Annotated in this window: 19 protein-coding genes and 1 pseudogene; 13 read left to right on the plus strand and 7 right to left on the minus strand. The window is 57.0% G+C overall.

Annotation, left to right across the window (positions count from 1 at the left end):
• The 3 genes and pseudogenes from L2W58_RS12675 to L2W58_RS12685 all read left to right on the plus strand — a co-directional run.
• Nucleotides 1-250 (plus strand): annotated as a pseudogene (locus L2W58_RS12675) (methyl-accepting chemotaxis protein); the annotation flags it as partial.
• 96 nt (nucleotides 251-346) lie between these two features.
• Nucleotides 347-625 (plus strand): type II toxin-antitoxin system RelB/DinJ family antitoxin, encoded by a 279-nt coding sequence (locus L2W58_RS12680; protein WP_236103783.1) that lies wholly within the window; start codon nucleotides 347-349, stop codon nucleotides 623-625.
• Nucleotides 606-908: a Txe/YoeB family addiction module toxin gene (locus tag L2W58_RS12685; RefSeq protein WP_236103784.1), complete on the plus strand. Its 303-nt coding sequence runs from the start codon at nucleotides 606-608 to the stop codon at nucleotides 906-908. The genes L2W58_RS12680 and L2W58_RS12685 overlap by 20 nt, the downstream gene beginning before the upstream one ends.
• Nucleotides 909-943: 35 nt before the next feature.
• On the opposite strand, the gene L2W58_RS12690 is transcribed toward L2W58_RS12685, so the two are convergent.
• Nucleotides 944-1,897 (minus strand): DnaJ C-terminal domain-containing protein, encoded by a 954-nt coding sequence (locus L2W58_RS12690; RefSeq protein ID WP_236103785.1) that lies wholly within the window; start codon nucleotides 1,895-1,897, stop codon nucleotides 944-946.
• 212 nt (nucleotides 1,898-2,109) lie between these two features.
• Between L2W58_RS12690 and L2W58_RS12695 the strand changes: the two genes are divergently transcribed.
• From L2W58_RS12695 to L2W58_RS12730, 8 genes are all read left to right on the plus strand, one after another.
• Nucleotides 2,110-2,934 (plus strand): ABC transporter ATP-binding protein, encoded by an 825-nt coding sequence (locus tag L2W58_RS12695; protein WP_236103786.1) that lies wholly within the window; start codon nucleotides 2,110-2,112, stop codon nucleotides 2,932-2,934.
• Entirely contained in the window at nucleotides 2,934-4,067 is a 1,134-nt protein-coding gene (locus L2W58_RS12700) for a SufB/SufD family protein (protein ID WP_236103787.1), read from the plus strand. The genes L2W58_RS12695 and L2W58_RS12700 overlap by 1 nt, the downstream gene beginning before the upstream one ends.
• Nucleotides 4,068-4,092: 25 nt before the next feature.
• Nucleotides 4,093-4,290, plus strand: coding sequence for a heavy-metal-associated domain-containing protein (locus L2W58_RS12705; protein WP_236103788.1), 198 nt, complete (start codon nucleotides 4,093-4,095; stop codon nucleotides 4,288-4,290).
• Nucleotides 4,291-4,317: 27 nt separating this feature from the next.
• A complete protein-coding gene (locus tag L2W58_RS12710; RefSeq protein ID WP_236103789.1) occupies nucleotides 4,318-4,542 on the plus strand; it encodes a DUF5665 domain-containing protein in 225 nt (74 codons plus the stop codon).
• A gap of 35 nt (nucleotides 4,543-4,577) precedes the next feature.
• Nucleotides 4,578-6,731 (plus strand): heavy metal translocating P-type ATPase, encoded by a 2,154-nt coding sequence (locus L2W58_RS12715; protein ID WP_236103790.1) that lies wholly within the window; start codon nucleotides 4,578-4,580, stop codon nucleotides 6,729-6,731.
• A gap of 98 nt (nucleotides 6,732-6,829) precedes the next feature.
• A complete protein-coding gene (locus L2W58_RS12720) occupies nucleotides 6,830-7,063 on the plus strand; it encodes a glutaredoxin domain-containing protein (protein ID WP_236103791.1) in 234 nt (77 codons plus the stop codon).
• Between the two features lie 406 nt (nucleotides 7,064-7,469).
• Nucleotides 7,470-9,908 carry a Synerg-CTERM sorting domain-containing protein gene (locus L2W58_RS12725; protein ID WP_236103792.1) on the plus strand — a complete coding sequence of 813 codons (2,439 nt, stop codon included), beginning with the start codon at nucleotides 7,470-7,472 and terminating at the stop codon, nucleotides 9,906-9,908.
• Between the two features lie 342 nt (nucleotides 9,909-10,250).
• Nucleotides 10,251-11,057 (plus strand): rhodanese-like domain-containing protein, encoded by an 807-nt coding sequence (locus L2W58_RS12730; protein WP_236103793.1) that lies wholly within the window; start codon nucleotides 10,251-10,253, stop codon nucleotides 11,055-11,057.
• 80 nt (nucleotides 11,058-11,137) lie between these two features.
• Here L2W58_RS12730 and L2W58_RS12735 read toward each other — a convergent pair whose 3' ends face one another.
• The gene (locus tag L2W58_RS12735) at nucleotides 11,138-12,304 is read right to left on the minus strand and encodes an iron-containing alcohol dehydrogenase (RefSeq protein WP_236103794.1); all 1,167 of its coding nucleotides are present in this window, start codon (nucleotides 12,302-12,304) and stop codon (nucleotides 11,138-11,140) included.
• 303 nt (nucleotides 12,305-12,607) lie between these two features.
• On the opposite strand from L2W58_RS12735, the gene L2W58_RS12740 reads away from it, so the two are divergent.
• Nucleotides 12,608-13,384 (plus strand): transporter substrate-binding domain-containing protein, encoded by a 777-nt coding sequence (locus L2W58_RS12740; RefSeq protein WP_236103795.1) that lies wholly within the window; start codon nucleotides 12,608-12,610, stop codon nucleotides 13,382-13,384.
• Nucleotides 13,385-13,430: 46 nt separating this feature from the next.
• Here L2W58_RS12740 and L2W58_RS12745 read toward each other — a convergent pair whose 3' ends face one another.
• The 5 genes from L2W58_RS12745 to kduD form a co-directional block, all read right to left on the minus strand.
• Entirely contained in the window at nucleotides 13,431-14,711 is a 1,281-nt protein-coding gene (locus tag L2W58_RS12745) for a TRAP transporter large permease (RefSeq protein ID WP_236103796.1), read from the minus strand.
• Between the two features lie 237 nt (nucleotides 14,712-14,948).
• Nucleotides 14,949-15,950: a TRAP transporter substrate-binding protein gene (locus L2W58_RS12750; RefSeq protein ID WP_236103797.1), complete on the minus strand. Its 1,002-nt coding sequence runs from the start codon at nucleotides 15,948-15,950 to the stop codon at nucleotides 14,949-14,951.
• A gap of 44 nt (nucleotides 15,951-15,994) precedes the next feature.
• Nucleotides 15,995-16,828 carry a 5-dehydro-4-deoxy-D-glucuronate isomerase gene (gene kduI, locus L2W58_RS12755; RefSeq protein WP_236103798.1) on the minus strand — a complete coding sequence of 278 codons (834 nt, stop codon included), beginning with the start codon at nucleotides 16,826-16,828 and terminating at the stop codon, nucleotides 15,995-15,997.
• 33 nt (nucleotides 16,829-16,861) lie between these two features.
• A complete protein-coding gene (locus L2W58_RS12760; protein ID WP_236103799.1) occupies nucleotides 16,862-17,626 on the minus strand; it encodes an IclR family transcriptional regulator in 765 nt (254 codons plus the stop codon).
• A gap of 27 nt (nucleotides 17,627-17,653) precedes the next feature.
• Nucleotides 17,654-18,421: a 2-dehydro-3-deoxy-D-gluconate 5-dehydrogenase KduD gene (gene kduD, locus L2W58_RS12765; protein WP_236103800.1), complete on the minus strand. Its 768-nt coding sequence runs from the start codon at nucleotides 18,419-18,421 to the stop codon at nucleotides 17,654-17,656.
• 204 nt (nucleotides 18,422-18,625) lie between these two features.
• Between kduD and L2W58_RS12770 the strand changes: the two genes are divergently transcribed.
• Nucleotides 18,626-19,036 (plus strand): hypothetical protein, encoded by a 411-nt coding sequence (locus L2W58_RS12770; RefSeq protein WP_236103801.1) that lies wholly within the window; start codon nucleotides 18,626-18,628, stop codon nucleotides 19,034-19,036.
• The last annotated feature ends 134 nt before the right edge of the window (nucleotides 19,037-19,170 follow it).

Genomic DNA, 19,170 nt, shown 5'->3' on the forward strand with positions numbered 1-19,170 from the left:
CGCCTCCGAGGAGCAGACCGCCAGCACCCAGGAGATAGCCCGGGCCATAGACACCATAGCCTCCATGCTTAACGGAGGCCGGGACTCCGCCAAGGACACGGAGAGGGCCGCCAAGGAAATGGCCTCCCGGATGGAGAACCTTCAGATGATAAGGGAGGACCAGCAGAGCCAGCTCGTCGAGCTGCGGGAGCTGACCTCCATATACCGCCTGAAGCCCTCGGATGGAACCCCCCCGGCGATAGAGGGATAGATCCACGAAAAGTATGTTGTTTGCCTGTTTTTAAATACCATGGTATGCTTTTAGCAAGTAGATGCTTAAGATAGATCCGTCGAAGGAGGTGTCTCCATGGGTAAGGTTCTCGTTCAGGCGAAGATAGACGACGGAATTAAAAACGAAGCGGTAGAGATATTTCAGACGTTGGGAATCGACACGGCAAGCGCTATAAGGATGTTTTTCCATAGCGTTGTCAACGAGGGAGGATTACCTTTCGACTTGAAGGTTAAAGATCCCTTTTACTCTCCTGCTAATATGGAACGTTTGAGGAAATCTATCGCATCGTTGGAGGCAGGGAAGGGCTCTTCCCACGAACTGGTGGGTACGGAAGATGATAAAGACCTGGTCTGATCAGGCTTGGGAAGACTACCTTTATTGGCAAAAGGAATGTAGCAAAACCCTTAAAAAGATAAATAAATTGATAAAGGACATAGATAGAAACGGCTACGAGGGGATCGGCGACCCCGAGCCCTTGAAAGGCGATCTTGCCGGTTGGTGGAGTCGCAGGATAAATCGTTTCGACAGAATCGTCTACAGGATAAACGGTGGTGCTATAGAGATAGCACAGTGCCGATCCCATTACGGCTCTAAGGATAGCGCTATAAACTGGAGTCCCGATAAAAACGCACGTTAGATGAAAAAGAGAGAGGCCCGGCCGGGCCTCTCTCTTTATTTGGGTTCGAAGGTAGATTCTTCTCGAAGAGCCTCGAAAAGCTCTCTCTCTCGATCTGTCAGCTTCTCCGGAATCACGATCTCGATCTTCACGTAAAGATCTCCGTTGCCGCTGCCTCTGAGGGGAAGTCCCTTTCCCTTAAGCCTCAATCTCCTGCCGGTCTGGGTTCCCGGAGGCAGCTTTATCTTCACCGATCCGTCCAGGGTGGAAACGGCTAGAGCGTCCATCCCCAAGGCTGCGTCCCATGGGGTTACCTTGACCGTGGTCGTCAGGTCGTGTCCTCTTATCTCGAACCTGGGATCCTCGATCAACTTGACCGTGATATGCAGATCCCCTCTGGGGCCCCCTCCGGACTGCCCCCCCTGCCCTTTAAGGGTCAGCTTGCTGCCGTCGGCGATGCCTCTCGGAAGGTTTACCTCCAAGGTCCTTCGTCCTCTCGGCCCCTGCAAGGTCATCTTCCTTTTTATGGGGGCTTTTGCCGCGTCGGAAAGGGGAATCTCCAGGTTCACCGACTGATCCTGTCCTCTGGATTGGCCCCCTCCGCCGAAGAACATATCGTCTCCCATGGACATGCCGTCCATTCCCATTCCGCCCATGTTGCCGAAGATGGTCTTGAAGAAATCGCTGAAGCCGCCCATATCCCCGCCGAAATCCATGTGAACCCTTCCGCCCCCGGGGCCGTAGCCTCCGTATCCCCCGCCGGGAGGGGCGAAATCCTGGCCGTTCTGCCAGTTGGGGCCGAGCTCGTCGTACAGCTTTCTCTTCTTGGGATCCCGAAGCACCTCGTAGGCCTCGTTGACCTCCTTATACCTCTTCTCCCCCTCGGCGCTCTTGTTCACGTCGGGATGGTACTTCTTGGCCAGCTTTCTGTATGCTCTCTTTATCTCCGATTCCTGGGCGCTTCTGGAAACGCCCAGGATCTCGTAGTAGTCCTTGTATTGTACCGACATGGGACGGCCTCCCTCATCTCTTGTTTGACATATCTTGACCTTGGGAATTATACAGTGATATGCCCCCTTTGTGAACCCCCCGGTCTTAAATCCCACTAGAAAGCTTGTGTTTTGTCTCCCTATGGCATATACTCTCTTCGTAGGGGGAAAAGGTCTTTTTTATGGCGGAATCCGTCGCGGTATCGCCATTTATTATGGAGGAGGAATGGGGAATGAGTTCGACGACACTGTTGGAGGTCAACGACCTTCACGTGGAGGTCGAGGGCCGTGAGGTCCTGAAGGGCGTATCCCTGAAGATCGGCGAGGGCGAAGTCCACGCCATCTTCGGACCGAACGGATCGGGCAAGACGACCCTTCTGGGAAGCGTCATGGGACTTGGCAAATACAGCGTCACCAAAGGGACTATCCTGTTCGGAGGAACCGACATCACCGGTATGTCCGTGGACGAGAGGGCCCGCCTCGGCGTGGGAATGTCGTTTCAGAGGCCTCCGACCATAAACGGCGTAAAGCTCAGATCGTTGCTCGAGATATGCGACGGAGGCGACTCCGCCGAGATAGAGGCCCTTTCGGAAAAACTGAACGTAACCTCTTTTTTGGATCGAGAGGTCAACGCCGGGCTGTCCGGCGGAGAGCTCAAGAGGGTGGAACTGCTTCAGCTGCTGCTTCAGAAGCCCGAGCTGGTCTTTCTGGACGAGCCCGAATCCGGCGTCGACCTGGAGAACATGGCCCTCATCGGGCGGGCCTCCGCGTCGGTGCTCGGCAGGGAGAGGCCCATCTCCGCCTGCGAAGGCTGCCCCGGAACCTCCTGTAGGGTGGACATCTCCCTGAAGGAGATGAAAGAGCTTCGCTACAAGGCGGGGCTTCTCATAACCCACACGGGCCACATAATGGACTACGTCAACGTGGACAAAGGCCACGTCATGATGGACGGACGGATAGTCTGCTCCGGAAACGCCGGGGACATCCTGGCGGAGATCCGTCGAAGCGGATACTCCGAGTGCTTCCGCTGTCTCGTAAAGGAAGGGGTTCGGAGCTGATGGACATAGACAGAAAGGCCTACGGACACAGGGCTCCCGAGAGGCCCGAGCTGGCCAGACTGGCGGACCTTCCCGAGGAGGACAAAGCCACTCTGGTCCGAAGCGGAATAGACCCGGATGCCCAGGTCTCCGGCAGCTTCATGCTGACAGACAGCTCCACCGTCCACTGCGACTGCTCCGACCCCAACGTCGAGGTGCTTCCGATGCAGACCGCCATGGACCTTCACGACGGCCTGAAGGAATACAGCTGGAATCTCATGGAGAAGGAGTCCGACCAGGTCGACGGAGGCTATTTCATAAGATCCAGGCCGGGAGCAACCGTCACATATCCGCTCCAGACCTGTCTCTACCTGGCGGAGGATCGGTCCGCCCAGGACGTCCACAACATAGTGATAGCCGAGGAGGGATCCACCCTCAACATACTGAGCGGCTGCGCCTCCGCTCCGGGGGTGAGGTCCGGCCTTCACGTGGGAATATCGGAGATCTACGTTAAAAAGGGAGCAACCCTGTCGTTCACCATGGTCCACAACTGGGCGGAGGAAATGGCGGTCCGTCCCAAGACCAAGGTAATGGTGGAGGAAGGGGGAACCTTCATCTCCAACTACATATGCCTGAAGCCGGCCAAGGACCTGGTAATGTACCCCACCGCGATCCTTAACGGCGAAGGGGCCGTGGCCACCTTCAACAGCGTCTTCCTGGCCACCCCGGGATCCACCATAGACTCGGGTTCCCGGGTGATACTTAAGGCCCCCGACACCAGGGCCGAGGTCGTGTCCAGAGCCGTCTCCATGGGCGGAAAGATATACGCCAGAGGGCATCTGGTGGGAGAGGTGCCCGGGGTGAAGGCCCATCTGGAGTGCGACGGCCTCATCCTGTCCGATAGCGGCCTTATCCACGCCATTCCCGAGCTTGAGGCCCGCTGCAACGACCTGGAGATGTCCCACGAGGCGGCGGTGGGGAAAATAGCCCAGGAGGAGATAGAGTATCTCATGGCCCGGGGGCTCTCTGAGGAGGACGCTCGGTCGCTCATAATAAAGGGATTCCTGTCGCTGGACATAATGGGCTTGCCCGACGAGCTCAAGAGAGACATGGAGGAAACCATCCGCAAGGCCGGATCGGAAGGAGCCATGTAATATCCGAAAGGACGGAGGTATAGCCATGACGAGTCATTTGCTCAAGGTACCGGATATGTCCTGTTCTCATTGCGAGGCCAGGGTAACCGCCATACTGGAAGAGATGAAGGTTCCCCGTTTCTCGGTAAACCTGTCGGAGAAGACCGTCACGGTCGAGACCGACGACCTTAAAAGGGTGATAGATGCCCTCGACGACGGCGGCTACGAGGCCGAGGAGATCTAGCGGGGGAAACCCCGCTTTTTTTGTCCCATGAAATACGGACGGTTTCTATGGGTCTCGTTTCTCGGAGGTATCGCCAGAGGCGTAGGCTTCGCCCTGGGCCTGACCGTTGTGGCGGCGGCCCTTCTTTGGGGGCTGGTCGGGTTTCTCAGGACAGTGGTGGACTGGAACCTGCCCTTCGTCGGTAAATACGTGGCCCAGTTTCTGCAGGTGGTAAACGACCAGATGCACCTGCTTCAAAACGGCGTCAGATAAGGCGTCTATTAGGGCGTCTGTGGAAGGATGATAGCATGGGAGAGGAGAAAAAGAGCGTATCGCTCACCGTGACGGGGATGACCTGCGCATCCTGTTCCAGAATAGTGGAGAAAAGACTTTCGAAGATCGACGGAGTCGCCTTCGCTGCGGTCAACCTTGGCACCGAGACGGCCTTCGTAGTTTTGGAAAAGGACGTGCCGCTGGAGGCCCTGGAGGAGGCCGTGACCAAGGCGGGATACGGCGTCTCTCGGGAGAGACCGGCGGATCTCGAGAGCAGACGCTACTCCGAGGCAAGACGCAACCTTATCCTCGCCTGGGTCGTCACAGGCCCCCTTATGGCCCTGATGATACCCCACATGGCGGGCTATCACGTCTTTGGATATCACTGGATGGAGATAGCCGGAGGTGCCTTGGTGATATTCGGCGCCGGATGGCGTTCTCTCAGAGGGGCCTGGATAGCCCTCAGCCACGGACACGGCAATATGGACGTGCTGGTCTGTCTCGGAGCCCTGGCGGCGTGGTCCACGGCCATACTGGCCCGGTCCGGCATCGCCGTATCGTCCTTCGGGGCGGTGGGGGCCATGATAGTGGCCCTTCACGTCACGGGACGGTTTATAGAGTCTCACCTCAGGGACAGGGCCTCCAAGGAGATCAGGGCGCTTGTGGGAATACAGGCCCGGGAGGCCAGGGTGGTCCGAGAGGACGGGGAGGTCACCGTTCCGATAGAGGCGGTGTCGTCCGGAATGGTTCTGTCGGTTCGGCCGGGAGAGAGGATACCCTCCGACGGAGTCGTACTGTCCGGCCGCTCCGCCGTGGACGAGTCCATGATAACAGGGGAGCCCATGCCGGTTTCCAAGGAAGAGGGCCACGAGGTCACGGGAGGATCCGTCGCTGTGACGGGATCCCTGAAAATAGAGGTTACCCGCACCGGAGAGGACACGTTTTTGTCCAGGATGATTGCCCTCATAGAGGAGGCTCAGGGAGCCAAGATACCCATACAGGCCTTTGCAGACAGGGTGACCGGGGCCTTCGTGCCGGTGGTGGCCTCTCTGGCCCTGGCTTCCGGGCTGTTCTGGTATCTCGGGGTGGACCGTTTCGGATGGATACTGGACCAGGCATCCCGCTGGATACCCTGGGTCGTCTCCGCAAGAGATCCCCTTTCGGTGGGGCTCTTCGCCTTCGTCACCACCATAGTGATAGCCTGTCCCTGTGCCCTTGGGTTGGCTACCCCCATGGCCCTCATAACCGGAACCGGTGCCGCCTCTAAAAAGGGCATAGTGATAGGCAACGCCGAGGCCATACAGACCGCCGGAGACGTAACGGTGGTGGTGCTGGACAAGACCGGCACCCTGACGGAGGGACACCCAGAGGTGACCCGGATATCTCTGGATTCCCGCTCTCTGGCCGTGGCTGTGGCCATGGAGTCGGCGTCCAACCACCCTCTTGCCAAGGCCATAGCCGCTCTGGACGCCGACCCCATAGACCTGGAATCGGTGGAGGAGATAGCCGGAGAGGGGCTTACCGCCGTAGTGGACGGCGAGACATGGACCCTGGGACGACCGAAGTCCATGGAAAACTACGAGGAGATGACCCAGGCGGGCCGAACCGTGGTGGAGGTCCGAAAGGACGGCGAGATCATGGGATTCCTGGCCCTGGAGGACCCCATCAGGCCCGAGTCGGCCGACGCAGTGTCGGAGCTTAAAAAACTGGGCATAAGGCCGGTGATGGCCACCGGGGACAACCGGGGCGCCGCCGAGCTGGTGGCGGACGCCGTCGGAATAGACCGATCGGACGTCCATGCCGGTATTAAGCCGGAGGACAAACTGGCCATAATCCGATCGGAGCAGAGCAGGGGCGGCAAGGTCCTGATGGTTGGAGACGGCATGAACGACGCCGCGGCCCTCAAGGGCGCCGACGTCGGGGTCGCCGTGGGATCCGGCACCGACCTTGCCATAGACAGTGCCGACATGGTCATAGTCTCCGGAGGAGCGGAACGCATCGCTCAGGGAATAGCCCTCTCCAGAAAGACATTCTCCGTCATAAGGCAGAACCTGCTCTGGGCCTTCGGCTACAACCTGCTGGCCCTTCCCCTGGCCATGGCGGGGCTGCTCCACCCGGTGGTGGCCGAGGTCGCCATGACCTTCAGCTCCATATCGGTGATACTCAACTCCATGAGAGTCGGCCGTTGACCAAAATACCCTGCTAGGGTATAATTCATATCGAAATGGGCTAAGTTGCATGACCCCGGCAGTTTATGCTAGTTTGAAATAAAAAAGGAGGAGTCGTCATGACCGTAAAAGTTTACTCGACCCAGAGCTGTATCTGGTGCAAGAGAGTCAAGGAATATCTTACCGAGAAGGGCGTGGAGTTCGAGCCCATAGACGTAGGAGCCGACAGAGAGGCGGCGAAGCAGATGGTCGCCAAGACCGGTCAGATGGGAGTTCCCGTCATAGACGTGGACGGCCGTTTCATAGTCGGCTTCGACAAGGCCGCGCTGGACGAGGCCCTGGGCCTCTCATAAGGCGGATCGTTTATCGGTAGCCCCCAGATCTGGGGGCTATTTTTTTTGAGATAGCGTCTTTCAATTTCGTCTCTTATGCTGTATGCTAAGTAACTGACGATGCTGGGTGTTTTTTAGGGTCCAAAATCTCTCTCGCGCCTTGCCGTTACGTATCTAAAGGGTTGAACTGCGGGGGGTTTTGGTATATTATCGAGCCAAGTGAAGTTTTTGGGGCGTTCCTGAGGGATATTCGTTTTATGGCTCATAAAGCCCCAAAAGGGAAACCCTCACCTTTTTAATAGTGTAAATTTGACTTTGAAAGGAGGAGATGGCTCGGGAGGTTGTTGTGGAGAAGGCTTTTGGACAGCGCAAGAATTCATGTTTGCGTATGCATTACTACGATCTACTTGTAGGGAGGAATTGTTGAATGAGAAGATTTGCGAAAGTGGCTTTGCTCCTGGCAGCCATGTCCGTGTTTGCGTGTGGGGCGGCGTTCGCCGTTGACTACCCGCTGGAATTTATCCCTGGCGACCTCGATAGTGCCACGGAGGCTTTCGTCCTCAGCCAGGATGTTACTGGCTCTGGTCCTGCTGGTGCCATGGGTGATCAGATTGTGAGTCCCGATAAGGACGGTAAACCCGGTACTGACCTGTTGAATTTTGACGTGTCTTTTGATAAGACTGGTCTGATGATAGTTTCCAATGGCTTTGGAACCTATTCTGGGGATCTTACCACCACCCCGGTCCCGGCGTCGTTCAATAAGATTTTGGTCCGTTCGACGACTTTCCCCGTTGACATGACCTTTGCCGTAAGTCTTGATTCTGCCTTTGTGGCTGGCGAAAAAGTCGACTTCGGTCTGAGAAGCGGATTCGAGAACAAGGGAGATAACTCGAACGACGATAACAAGATCTCGACGACCTGTAAGATCTATTGTGATAATTTCCATTACTACATGTCGACCCTTTCGTCGTTCGATGTCGATGTCCCTGAAGCTAACAGAACGGCTACGGCGAACATTAAGTGGGATACCACCACGGGGAACAATGAGTTCTACGTGGAGTGCTGCGATCACTTCGGCCTGGTGGCTTCCGGTGATGCTGTAACTACTGACGATACCGCTACCGGCAGCAGCGACATGGTGGTGGCTCACCTCAGCGAGACGCCCTTCCTTAGGGTTCGCGTGGCCGACGAGTTTAGGGTTCGTGCCGCGGCTCTTGCGGACAACACCTCTAGGGATTTCCGTGCGGATTACTGGACTTCGAGGTTCTACGACGATAACGCCGTCGACGTTCCCGAAGGCAAGACCTACAACATGGGTGTCGTCTACACGGTTTCCGAGGATTGCGGCACTTGCGGCGTGACCGCTTGTGAATTCTCTTCTCTGACCGATAGTCCCCTGCCCTACGTGGCTGTCACCAACCTTGGGACCAAGAACGTCTACATCGAGAAGAACGTATCCGATAACTCTAAATTGGTTATCGATGCCGATAGGACTCTCACCAGCAATTCCAGCTGGCTCTGCAACCTGTGGTGCGGTCTCTGCACCTACGAGGATTTGATGTCCGGCGATGTTGTTGGTAATGGTGCCCTTGAGGGTGGCCTGATCGTGGGCGAGAAGGTCGGCCAGGATGGGAAGCACTCGCTTCTGTACGATTGCATCTGCCATCTCTTCCCGGCTTTCACCAACACCTGGAAGGGTGCCGGAAACGCCGACTTCAACTACAGGGCTTATCAGGCGGATGGAGCTTACGGCCCCAATCCCAAGTATAACGAGAGCGTAGTTACGAAGATCACCGGTCGCATGAACACCGCTTGGCACGGCGATTCCGCCAGCACCTCCGGCCTTTGCGCCAGCTGCTCCCAGACCGGGTTGTTCGTGTACTACCCCTGCTATTGCCTTGAGACACCTTATGAGGAAACTTTGGGCTTCAACGATTTGGTTTTCCATGCTGTAAAGGCCAATTCCTCTTGGTCGCCTGTAAAGGCCAAGACTATTTCTCTCGAGTCCTTCAACCAGGATGCCGCTACCGATGAGTACGCTGCGGTAAGCACCGTTCTTTCCATGGACGTTGCTCTTGCCGGTGAAAATGCGGCGGACATCGTTCTCACCAAGCTCCAATGGACGATCGAGGATTCCAGCCTCAGCGACGCCGGTCTTCTCAACCTCACCGAGGGACAGTGGTGGAGAACCGAGTTCTGGAACAAGATGGCCATCAAGCTCAACGGAATCAAGCTTGACTCCGCCAACGTAACCAACGTCAGCGCCAACGAGATGACCGCCGAGGAGCTTTCCTTCCTGACCGTTCTGGATGGACCTCAGCGTGAGCTTGGAGCCACCGATGATGTGGACGTAGATCTCTTCGTCTTCGTGGTCGACAGCGACTCTGCCGCCGTCAAGTACTACAAGACCAGCATGGGCAACCGCTTCCTTGTGGTCTACGACGGAGCCAAAGACGGCAAGTTCTCCCTTAAGGGAACCGTCGTCAAGAACGCCGGTAGCGCTCCTGTGTCCGACGACTTTGGCCTCAGTGCTTCCGCTCTCGAGCTGAACCTGGCCGTTACCGCCGACAAGGCCAAGACCCTTACCGCCAAGAACACCGGTGGTTCCGTGGTCGTATGGACCGTTGTGAGCGATGACATCGCTACCATCAGCGCCACCTCCGGCGACAGCATCACCGTTACCGGTGTGGCCGTCGGCGAGACCAAGGTCCACGCCGCCATCTCCGGCGACGCCGATGTCTCCGCCGATTGCACCATCACCGTGGTGAACCAGGGTTCCGGCGGCGGTTCCGGCGGCGGCTGTAACGTGGGCTTCGCCCCGGCCGTGCTTCTCCTTCTGGCTCCTCTCGGATTCCTGAAGAAGTAAGCAACCTCCGGATAACGAAATAGGCAACTGAACTACGCAGCGGGAGGGCATTCGTGTCCTCCCGCTGTTCTAAAATTGTACTTAGCCTAGGAGGATCATATGAAACCGAAGAGTTTTTGGAGATTGGGTTGGACTATCTGTCTTGTTGCCCTGTCTCTACTGGCGTTCTCTCTGTCTGGCGCTGACGCCAAGACCTGAGGCCCTACCCCTTGTGATCCGTCGGATCAGTTTACCGTAACCGTTTCGTGTAGCGGCAACGGCAGGGTCAGCCCTACCGGGCCTAAGATCGTCAATGAAGGGGATGACGTTACTTTTTACTTTTTCCCTGAAAGCGGAGCGTCGTTGAGTACGGTTTTCGTAAACGATATAGACGTTTCCGAGCAGGCGAAAAAGACCAATTCTTACACGATCATATCCATCAAAAAGGACGTCCTCCTGAAGGTGGTCTTCTCCGGGGCCTCTCCCTCTCCCGTAGTCGCGGAGGACGTGGACAGGGCCTACGTCAAGGCCAACAGATATAAGGACGGCTTCGTCTTGGTGGACGTTCGTCCCGCCGAGTATTTCAACGGGGAGAAGACCGTGGTGACGGGAGCCACGGCGGGCCACATTCCCGGTGCCATAAATGTGCCAAAGGCCTATATAGTTGCGTCCTCCGACGTCGAGCTTGCCGCCGTCGGTCTGGACAAGAGCAAGACCGTCATTGTCTACTGCAACAAGGGGGTCACCAGCCCCCAGGCCGCCACGGCCCTGGTGAACCGCGGTTTCACCTCAGTCAAGGACTACAAGGGCGGCATGGCCGACTGGGGTACCGACACCTCCGAGGTCGTCCAGATGAAGGGCTTGAGCCTCGATCTGACCGGAAGCGATTCCGGCACCATAAGCCTGGACGTGGTTCCCGAAACCTCGGTGGTGTGGACCGTCTCCGACCCGTCGGTGTTGAAGCTCGACTCCGCCACCGGTCTCAAGGTCGGCATAACAGCTCTCAAGGCCGGCAGTGCCACCGTTACGGCCACCATCTCCGGTCAGGCCAAGGCCGAGACGGATGTCACTGTGGCCGGAACCTCCGGCGGATCTTCCGGCGGCTGCAACGTAGGTCTGGCCCCCGCCGCTCTGCTTTTCCTGATACCTCTGGCTTTCCTGAAGAGGTAGTCTACCGGCGAAACGCCGATATCGAAGAGTAGTAAAAAAGGCTCCGCCCTATCATAGGGCGGAGCCTTTTCTCTATTCTTCTATCTGCACAGTTTCAGTATCTCCAACGCCTTTTCCGTGGTGATCGGTACGAACTGTCCTACCGGGCCGTTCCAGTTGCTCTTCTCGGCCATCTCCTCCAGCCGGTCGTCAGGAACGCCGAGCTCCTCCAGGGTCACCGGCATGCCTATACTCCTGAAATAGTTCTCCATGACGGCGATTCCGTCCAGAACGGTCTTCTCCGGGTTCCAGAAGTCGGGTTCCAGCCCCCATACCCTGTGGAAGAAGCGGACGAAACGGGCCACGTCGTGACTGTAGACCGCCTTCATCCAGGCGGGAAAAACCACCGCCAGACCGGCTCCGTGGGCCACGTCGTAGATGGCGCCTATCTCGTGCTCTATCCTGTGAGATGCCCAGTCTCCTATACGTCCCGTGTCCAGTATGCCGTTGTGGGCTACGGTGGAGGCCCACATCAGCTCGGCCCTGGCGTCGTAGTCCGTCGGATCCTTCAGTGCGATGGGAAGGTATTTTATCACGGTCTGAAGGGTTCCCTCTATCAGTCTGTCCGTAAGGTCCACGTTGGGTTCGTTGGTGAAGTATCTCTCCATTAGATGGGCCATTATGTCGGTGCCTCCGGCGGCGGTCTGGTAGGCCGGAAGGGTGGTGGTAAGCTCCGGGTTGAGTATGGCGAAGGCCGGACGGTTGCGCTCGCAGCGGAGGGCGTGTTTCAGCCATCCCTCCTCCTTCGTTATGACCGACGAGGTGCTGGTCTCGCTGCCGGTGGCGGAGATGGTCAGTATGCATCCCACCGGAAGGCCCGCCTCCGGCACGACCCCCTTGTCGAAGAAGTCCCAGACGTCGCCCTCGTATGGAACCCCGACGGCTATGGCCTTGGCCGAGTCTATGGCGCTGCCGCCTCCGACGGCCAGAACGAGGTCCACCGACTCTTTTCGACACAGCTCTATGCCCCGATAGACCAGAGATAGCCTGGGGTTGGGAACGACCCCTCCAAGCTCCACGAAGGAGACCCCCGCTTCCTCCAGCGATTTCGCCACCCTGTCGTAGAGGCCGATTTTCTTTATGCTGCCTCCGCCGTAGTGAAGCAGGACTTTTTTCGCCCCTCTCTCCGCGACCTCCCGGCCGACCTGTAGTTCGGTGTCCTTGCCGAAGATTATCTTGGTAGGGCTCTCGTAGACGAAGTCTTTCATAGGTTCATTCCTCCTCTTTTTTTGCGATGCGGTTCCGTTCGACGAACCGGAGTTCCATGTAACAGTATAGCACTGCCGAAAGGCGATTGACTTTTGCAGGCTATCCTGGTAGCATTCTCTACTAACGACGACGATGGAGGAGGTCCCTTTCTATGAACTTCAGCCTATTTTTCTTCAGCTTTAGCCAAAGCAGCGGGGGCCCTCTGTCGGTCGGCGTGTAATCGTCGTTTGGCTGGAAGTAGGGGATCCCCGTTTAGGGGGTCCTTTTTTTATGCACCGTACAAAACGAAGGAGGGGTACTATATGAGAGCAAGGCTGAGACGCGGGTTGTTGGGGTTGTCGTTGGTGCTGGTTTTCGCCGCGGTGGCGGTGGCGGCCCAGGGAAGTCTGTTGGACGAGATCGTCCAGAGGGGTGAGCTTAGAGTCGGTATGACGGGCGACTACAAGCCCTTTACCTACAGGGACGGAGACGACTGGTCCGGTATCGACGTGGACATGGCCCGCTCTCTGGCGAAGACTCTGGGGGTGAAGGCCGTCATAGTTCCCACCACCTGGAAGGCCATCACGGACGATCTGATGGAGGGAAAGTACGATATCGCCATGGGAGGCGTGTCGGTCAAGATGGACCGTCAGAGAAGAGGGCTCTTCTCCATTCCCTATTTCATAACGGGCAAGACCCCCATAACCAGGGCGGAGAACGTGGACCGTTTCCAGACACTGGAGCAGATCGATCGACCGGAGGTTACGGTGATAGTCAACCCCGGCGGCACCAACGAAAGGTTCGCCAGGGCCCACCTGAAGAAGGCTAAGATAATGGTCTACGACGACAACGTGACCATCTTCGATAAAATAGTGGACGGCACTGCGGACCTCATGATGACCGACGGGGTGGAGACTTTGCTGCAGCAGAAGCTCCGTCCGGAGCTGAAGGCGGTCCATCCCTACGAGCCTTTCGATCGTTTCGAGAAGGCCTATCTGATGCCAAGAGATATTATATGGAAGGAATACGTGGATCAGTGGCTTCACACGGCGGAGCTCACCGGAGAGCTCCAGGCTGTGTGCGACAACTGGCTGAAATAGTCCGATTTTCGACGGCTGCACCGTCCCGGATTTTCCGGGACGGTGCTTATCTTGCCAGAGCGGGAAGCCAGGTCGAGACGGCGGGGACGAAGGTCACCAGCAGCAGGACCAGCAGGTTGCACAGTATAAAGGGCAGGGCGTTCATGAATATGCTTGTTATGGACATTCGGCAGATCTTGTTGCAGGCGTTCAGGCACATCCCCACCGGCGGGGTTACCAGCCCTATCGCCAGGCCGGTTATCATTATGGCGCCGAACTGAAGCTCGCCCACTCCGATCCCCCTCATCACGGGCAGGAGAATGGGGCACAGCAGCAGTATGGCCGGAGCCACGTCCACGAAGGTCCCCACCAGGAGTATTATCAGGTCCAGCAGCAGGAGGATCCATATTCTGTCCACGTCCAGGTTCAGGAGAAAGTTGCCCACAGTGGCCGGAACCTGTTCCACCGACAGTATCCAGACGTATATGGTGGAGAACCCTACCACGAACATCACCGCGCTGGAGCTGAGGACGGTTTTTTTGAGGATCTCCCTGAGTTGTCCCATGTCCAGTTCTCTGTAGACGAAAAATCCAAGCAGAGCGGCGTAGAGCACCGCTACCCCGGCGGATTCGCTGGCGGTGGCTATGCCGAAGGACACGGAGAGGACTATTATCACCGGCATCAGCAGGGCCAGGACTCCGTCCTTGGCGGTTTTCACGAAGTCGGATCGGTCGAAAGGCGTCGGTTCCGGGTGGTAGCCTCTTTTTTTCGATATCATCCAGACCAGAGTCATCTGGCTTACTCCTATCAGTATTCCCGGTATCAGTCCCGCCAGGAACAGCGATCCAACCGAGGCGCCGGACACCATGGCGTAGAGGAGCATCGGTATGCTGGGAGGGATTATCATTCCCATGGTCGAGGAGGCGACCGTGACCCCGGCGGAGAAGCCCTTGTGGTATCCCGCCCTCTCCATCTCCGGCACGAGCACCGATCCTATGGCGGACGTGTCCGCCACGGAGGAGCCGGTTATCCCTCCGAAGATCATGCTGGCTATTACGTTGACCTCTCCCAGTCCGCCCCTTATTGGCCTGACCAAATAGAGGCTGAAGTCCAGTATCCGTCTGGTTATCCCTCCGTTGTTCATGAGCTCTCCCGCCAGTATGAACAGAGGCAGCGCTATGAGGACGTAGCTGCACGATCCGGACCAGATTCTCTGGGCGAAGATGCCCATGAAGGCCGGTTTTGCGATTATGAAATAGGCCGCGGCGGAGGCTCCCAGGGAGTAGCATAGGGGAATCCCTATGACGACGAATACCAGGAATGTGCCCAGAAGGACGGTTATGCCCATGATTTGCTCCTGAGAAGTTCCACCAGCCTGGTCGCCTCGAATACGGTGACCAGTACCAGATTGATCGGGAATAGGAAGTAGATACATTTCTTGGGTATTCTGAGGCCCGGGGTCAGTGTGTCTCCGACCTTGTCTATCCAGTTGATGCAGACCTTCAGGAGAACCAGCTGAAGGGCTATTACGACTATGATCTGGACGATGGACAGAACTCTCCTGCCGGATGCCGTCTTCGGTTCTCTATTTGGCGGCTGCCTCTCGAATTCTGTCGATCATCTCCTGGGTGAACATTCCCTTGTCTATGTAGTATTCGTAGACCGGCTGGACCGCCTCTACGAAGGCCTGGTGCTGTTCGGATGTGAGGGAGTTGATCTCCATCTTGTCCTTCAGGAAGGTCATGCACTTGGCGTCGTCCTCGGCCACGATCTTGTCGCTGACCAGCATCATCTCCTTAGCCGCGTCCCTCAGGATTTTCCGGTCCTTCCCGTCCAGTCCGTCGAACCATGCCTTGTTGACGTAGAACATCTCGGCGTGATACTGGTAGTTCACCAGGGTGAGGTATTTCTGGACCTCGTAGAACTTCATCGATACTATGTTGGTGAGGGGGTTCTCCTCGCCGTCGGCCACGCCGGTCTTCAGGCCCATGTAGGTCTCTATGAAGGGGATGGACACCACGTTGGCTCCCAGGGCCTCCATGGTCTTGACTATGGTGGACATCGGCGGGGTCCTCATCTTGAGGCCCTTGAGGTCCGAGGGTTGTGTGATGGGTCTGACGTTGTTGGTTATCTGCCGGAAGAGTCCGGAGTCGCCGGTGGCGAGTATGACCATTCCCGCCGGCTCCACCGATTTAGCGATCTCCTCGCCGAGGGGGCCCCTGGTGATCTTGTGGATCCCCTCCATGTCGGAGAACAAGAACGGCATGGAGTAGATCTCCAGAAGAGGCGCTGCCTCCTCGAAGCCTCCGCTGCGGAAGCCCTCGACCGAGCCCAGTTTTACCGCCTCGAGGGTCTCCATCTCGGTTCCCAGCTGGCCGGAGGGATATAGCTGTACCTCCACGCGGCCTTCGGTCTCTTTTTCCACGATTTCCTTGAACACCACCAACGACTTCTGACGGAACGTGTCGGCCGGCATGGAGTGGCCGATCTTCATCACCGTCTTGGCCGATGCGGCGGTCTGGGGAAGCCCCCAGGCCATGGTCAATGTCAAAGCAGCTGTGCACAACACCGTTATCGCTTTTCTCATCACACAATCCTCCTTAATGGGTATTGGTGAAACGTCCGGTTCTATTAACGCAGCTCTTCCATAGGTATATGATCCATGTCGGTGAACTCCTGGTTCTCGCCGACCATGCTCCAGATGAAGCTGTAGTTCGAGGTCCCGGCGGCGCTGTGGATGGACCAGCTGGGGTTGATTACCGCCTCTTCGTTGCGGACCATGATGTGTCTCGTCTCGGATGACTCGCCGAAGAGGTGCATGGCCAGGCCGTCTTCTGGAAGGTCGAAGTAGAAGTAGACCTCCATCCTGCGGTCGTGGGTGTGGCAGGGCATGGTGTTCCACACGTTTCCGCTCTCCAGCTGGGTGAGTCCCATCATGAGCTGGCAGGTGGTGCAGATGTCGGGATGGATGTACTGGTTGATGGTGCGGACGTTGGCTTTCTCCGGCTCGCCCATCTTTACCTTCTTGGCCTTCTCTATGTCGATGTAGCAGTTGGGGTAGTTGGTGTGGGCCGGGGCGCTGCTGAAGTACATATGGGCCGGGTTGTTCGGATCGTCGCTGGAGAAGGTGACGTCCTTCTGTCCCATACCGAGGTAGAGTCCGTCCAGAGGTTTGAGGTCGAAGGTCTCTCCGTCTACCGTAACCGATCCGGCCCCTCCTACGTTTATGATTCCCAGTTCACGCCTCTCCAGGAAGTAGCCGACGCCCAACTCCTTGCCGCATTCCAGCTTGAGTGGCTCCTTGGGGCAGGCCCCTCCGGTGATGATCCTGTCCACGTGGCTGTAGACCATGGAGATCTCCCCGGGGACGAACAGGTCGGTTATGAGGAAGTCTCTCCTCAGTCGGTCCGTGTCGTAGCATTTGAAGTCCTGGGGGTGCACCCCGTGTCTGACGTCAAGTTTCATGTGTTTTCCTCCCGTCTTATTCTTTACCGTAGATCAGCTGGCGCTGTAGCCCAGCTGATAGGATATGAGCCTGGCCGTGGCCAGGATCCTCTTTCCCAGAGGTTCTATCTTTTCGTCGGTTACCCTGAATATAGGGCCGGTCAGGCTGACCGCACCGACGGGGTATCCGGATTTATCCATCACCGCCGACCCTATGCATCGGACTCCCAGGTCGTTTTCCTGGTCGTCTATTCCGTAACCTCTCGCTCTGACCTGGGCTATCTCCGATCTGAACCTGTCCTTGTCCACCTCGGTTTTCTCCGTCTTAGGCTGGAACTCGGTGGCCTCCATGTAGAGTTCGAACTCGTCCTCCGGCAGGGCCGCCAGTATGGCCTTGCCCGCCGAGGTGCTGTAGAGTTCGAGCCTCGATCCTATTCTGGAGTCCATCCCGGTAGGGCTGTAGCTGTGCATCTTCTCCAGGTAGAAGGCCTCTCCCTTTTCGTAGATGAAGAGGTGAACCGTCTCCTTCAGGTCCTGAATGAGTTCCTTTAGATGGGGCCTGGCGATCTTGGCCAGTCCCGTCTGGAGCTGGTACGAATTGGCCCACTCCAGACTTCTGGGGCCCAGGCGGTAGCGACCGATCTCGTCTTTCAGAACTACGTAGTTTTCCTCACAGGTTCCCAGGATGCGGTGTACCGTGGTCCTGGATAGCCCGGTTCCCTCGGATATCTCCTTTATTCCGGCATAGTCGTTCCGTTCAGACAGGTAGGAGAGTATGTCGAAAAGCCTTTGCAGCACCCGGATCCCCTGTTTTTCCATTTAAAGTCCTCCTAGTTATCCATGTGCTTAGCGGGATAGCCAGCCTCCGTCTACCGGGAATATCGATCCGGTGACGTAGTCCGAGGCGGCGGAGGCCAGAAAGACCGCCATTCCCGCCAGGTCTTCAGGCGTTCCCCACCGTCCAGCCGGTATCCTGCCCAGTATCTCGGCGTTTCTGGTCTCGTCGGCCCTGAGGGCCGCGGTGTTGTTGGTGCTGATGTAGCCCGGGGCTATGGCGTTGACCTGTATGCCCTGGGGCGAGAGCTCGTTGGCCATGGCCCTGGTGATACCGGCGACCGCCGATTTGCTGGCGGTGTAGGACGGCACCCTTATGCCCCCCTGGAAGGTGAGCATCGACGCTATGTTGACGATCTTGCCCTTTCTGCCGTCTTTTACCATATGGCCCGCTACCGCCTGGGAGAGGAAGAACAGTGCGTTCTGGTTTATGTTGATGACGTCGTGCCAGTCTTTTTCGTCGAAATCGAGCAGGTCGGCCCGGCGGATTATCCCGGCGTTGTTGACGAGCACGTCCAACCCTCCGACCTCGGTCCATATACGGTCGACCATCTCGTTGAGTCCGGCTCTGTTCGATCCGACCAGGTCCATCTCGTAGAGGGTGAAATCTCTGCCAAGGGCCTCGATCGCTTTCTTTGTCTCCGGCATGGCGCTGTGTCCCAGGCCGACTATGTCCGCTCCCGCCTGGGCCAGACCTATCGCTATACCCTGACCGATTCCGGTTCTGGCTCCGGTTACCAGGGCTGTTTTTCCCGAAAGGGAGAAGTTTTCCAGGATCATGGCCTCATCTCCTCATTTTTTGGTGTTCTGATTCCGCATGGTGGATTCATGTTCCGCTTGAGTTACATTATAGTCCGTTTCTGTCCCTTTGCAAGAGCGAATCCACCGTGGAAACTCGGACGTGCGATTTTTAAAAGTTTCCTGTCCGTTTTTTTGCTAGAATTTGCACCGAGACCTCTATTTTCGCTATCTGGAAGGAGCGTGTTGATTTTGATGTTTCTAGGCCCGGTTATAATGACCGCCGCCGTGTCGGCGCTGGTCACCGCCATAGGGCTCAAATTGGCCTGTAGAGGCATGTTCGGGGTGGCCCCCAGTTACGGTAACGCCTGGCTGGCCGCCTTTGCCGGAGCGGTGGCCGCCTCGGTGCTGACTCCGATGCTTGGGTCGGTGCTGCATATGTGGTTCGGAGGCTTTCTCGGTTTCGGTCTGGTGGCCTTCTTCGTACAGGCAGCGGTGTTCAAGGGAATTCTCCGTCTGCCCGGAGGGCGTGGACTTTCCTTCGGGGAGAGCTGTCTGGCCTCTTTGCTGGCGGTTTTGATATTGATGGTGCTTTCCTTCCTTTTAAAAGCGATTCTAGGCATATCGTTTTTAGCTGGAGGAACCTGCTTTCTGTAGCTGTTTTAGAGTGGTTCGATGGGCTTGAGAGAGCTGAAAGAAATCGGAAGAATGAAACAGAAAATTGGCGGTTGACGAGAGTATGGTAAGTGGTGTATTATTCCTTCTGCGCCGCTGAGCCGGCCGCCTAGTAA

Origin of the sequence: Dethiosulfovibrio faecalis (genome assembly GCF_021568795.1) — a bacterium.
Classification (GTDB): domain Bacteria; phylum Synergistota; class Synergistia; order Synergistales; family Dethiosulfovibrionaceae; genus Dethiosulfovibrio; species Dethiosulfovibrio faecalis.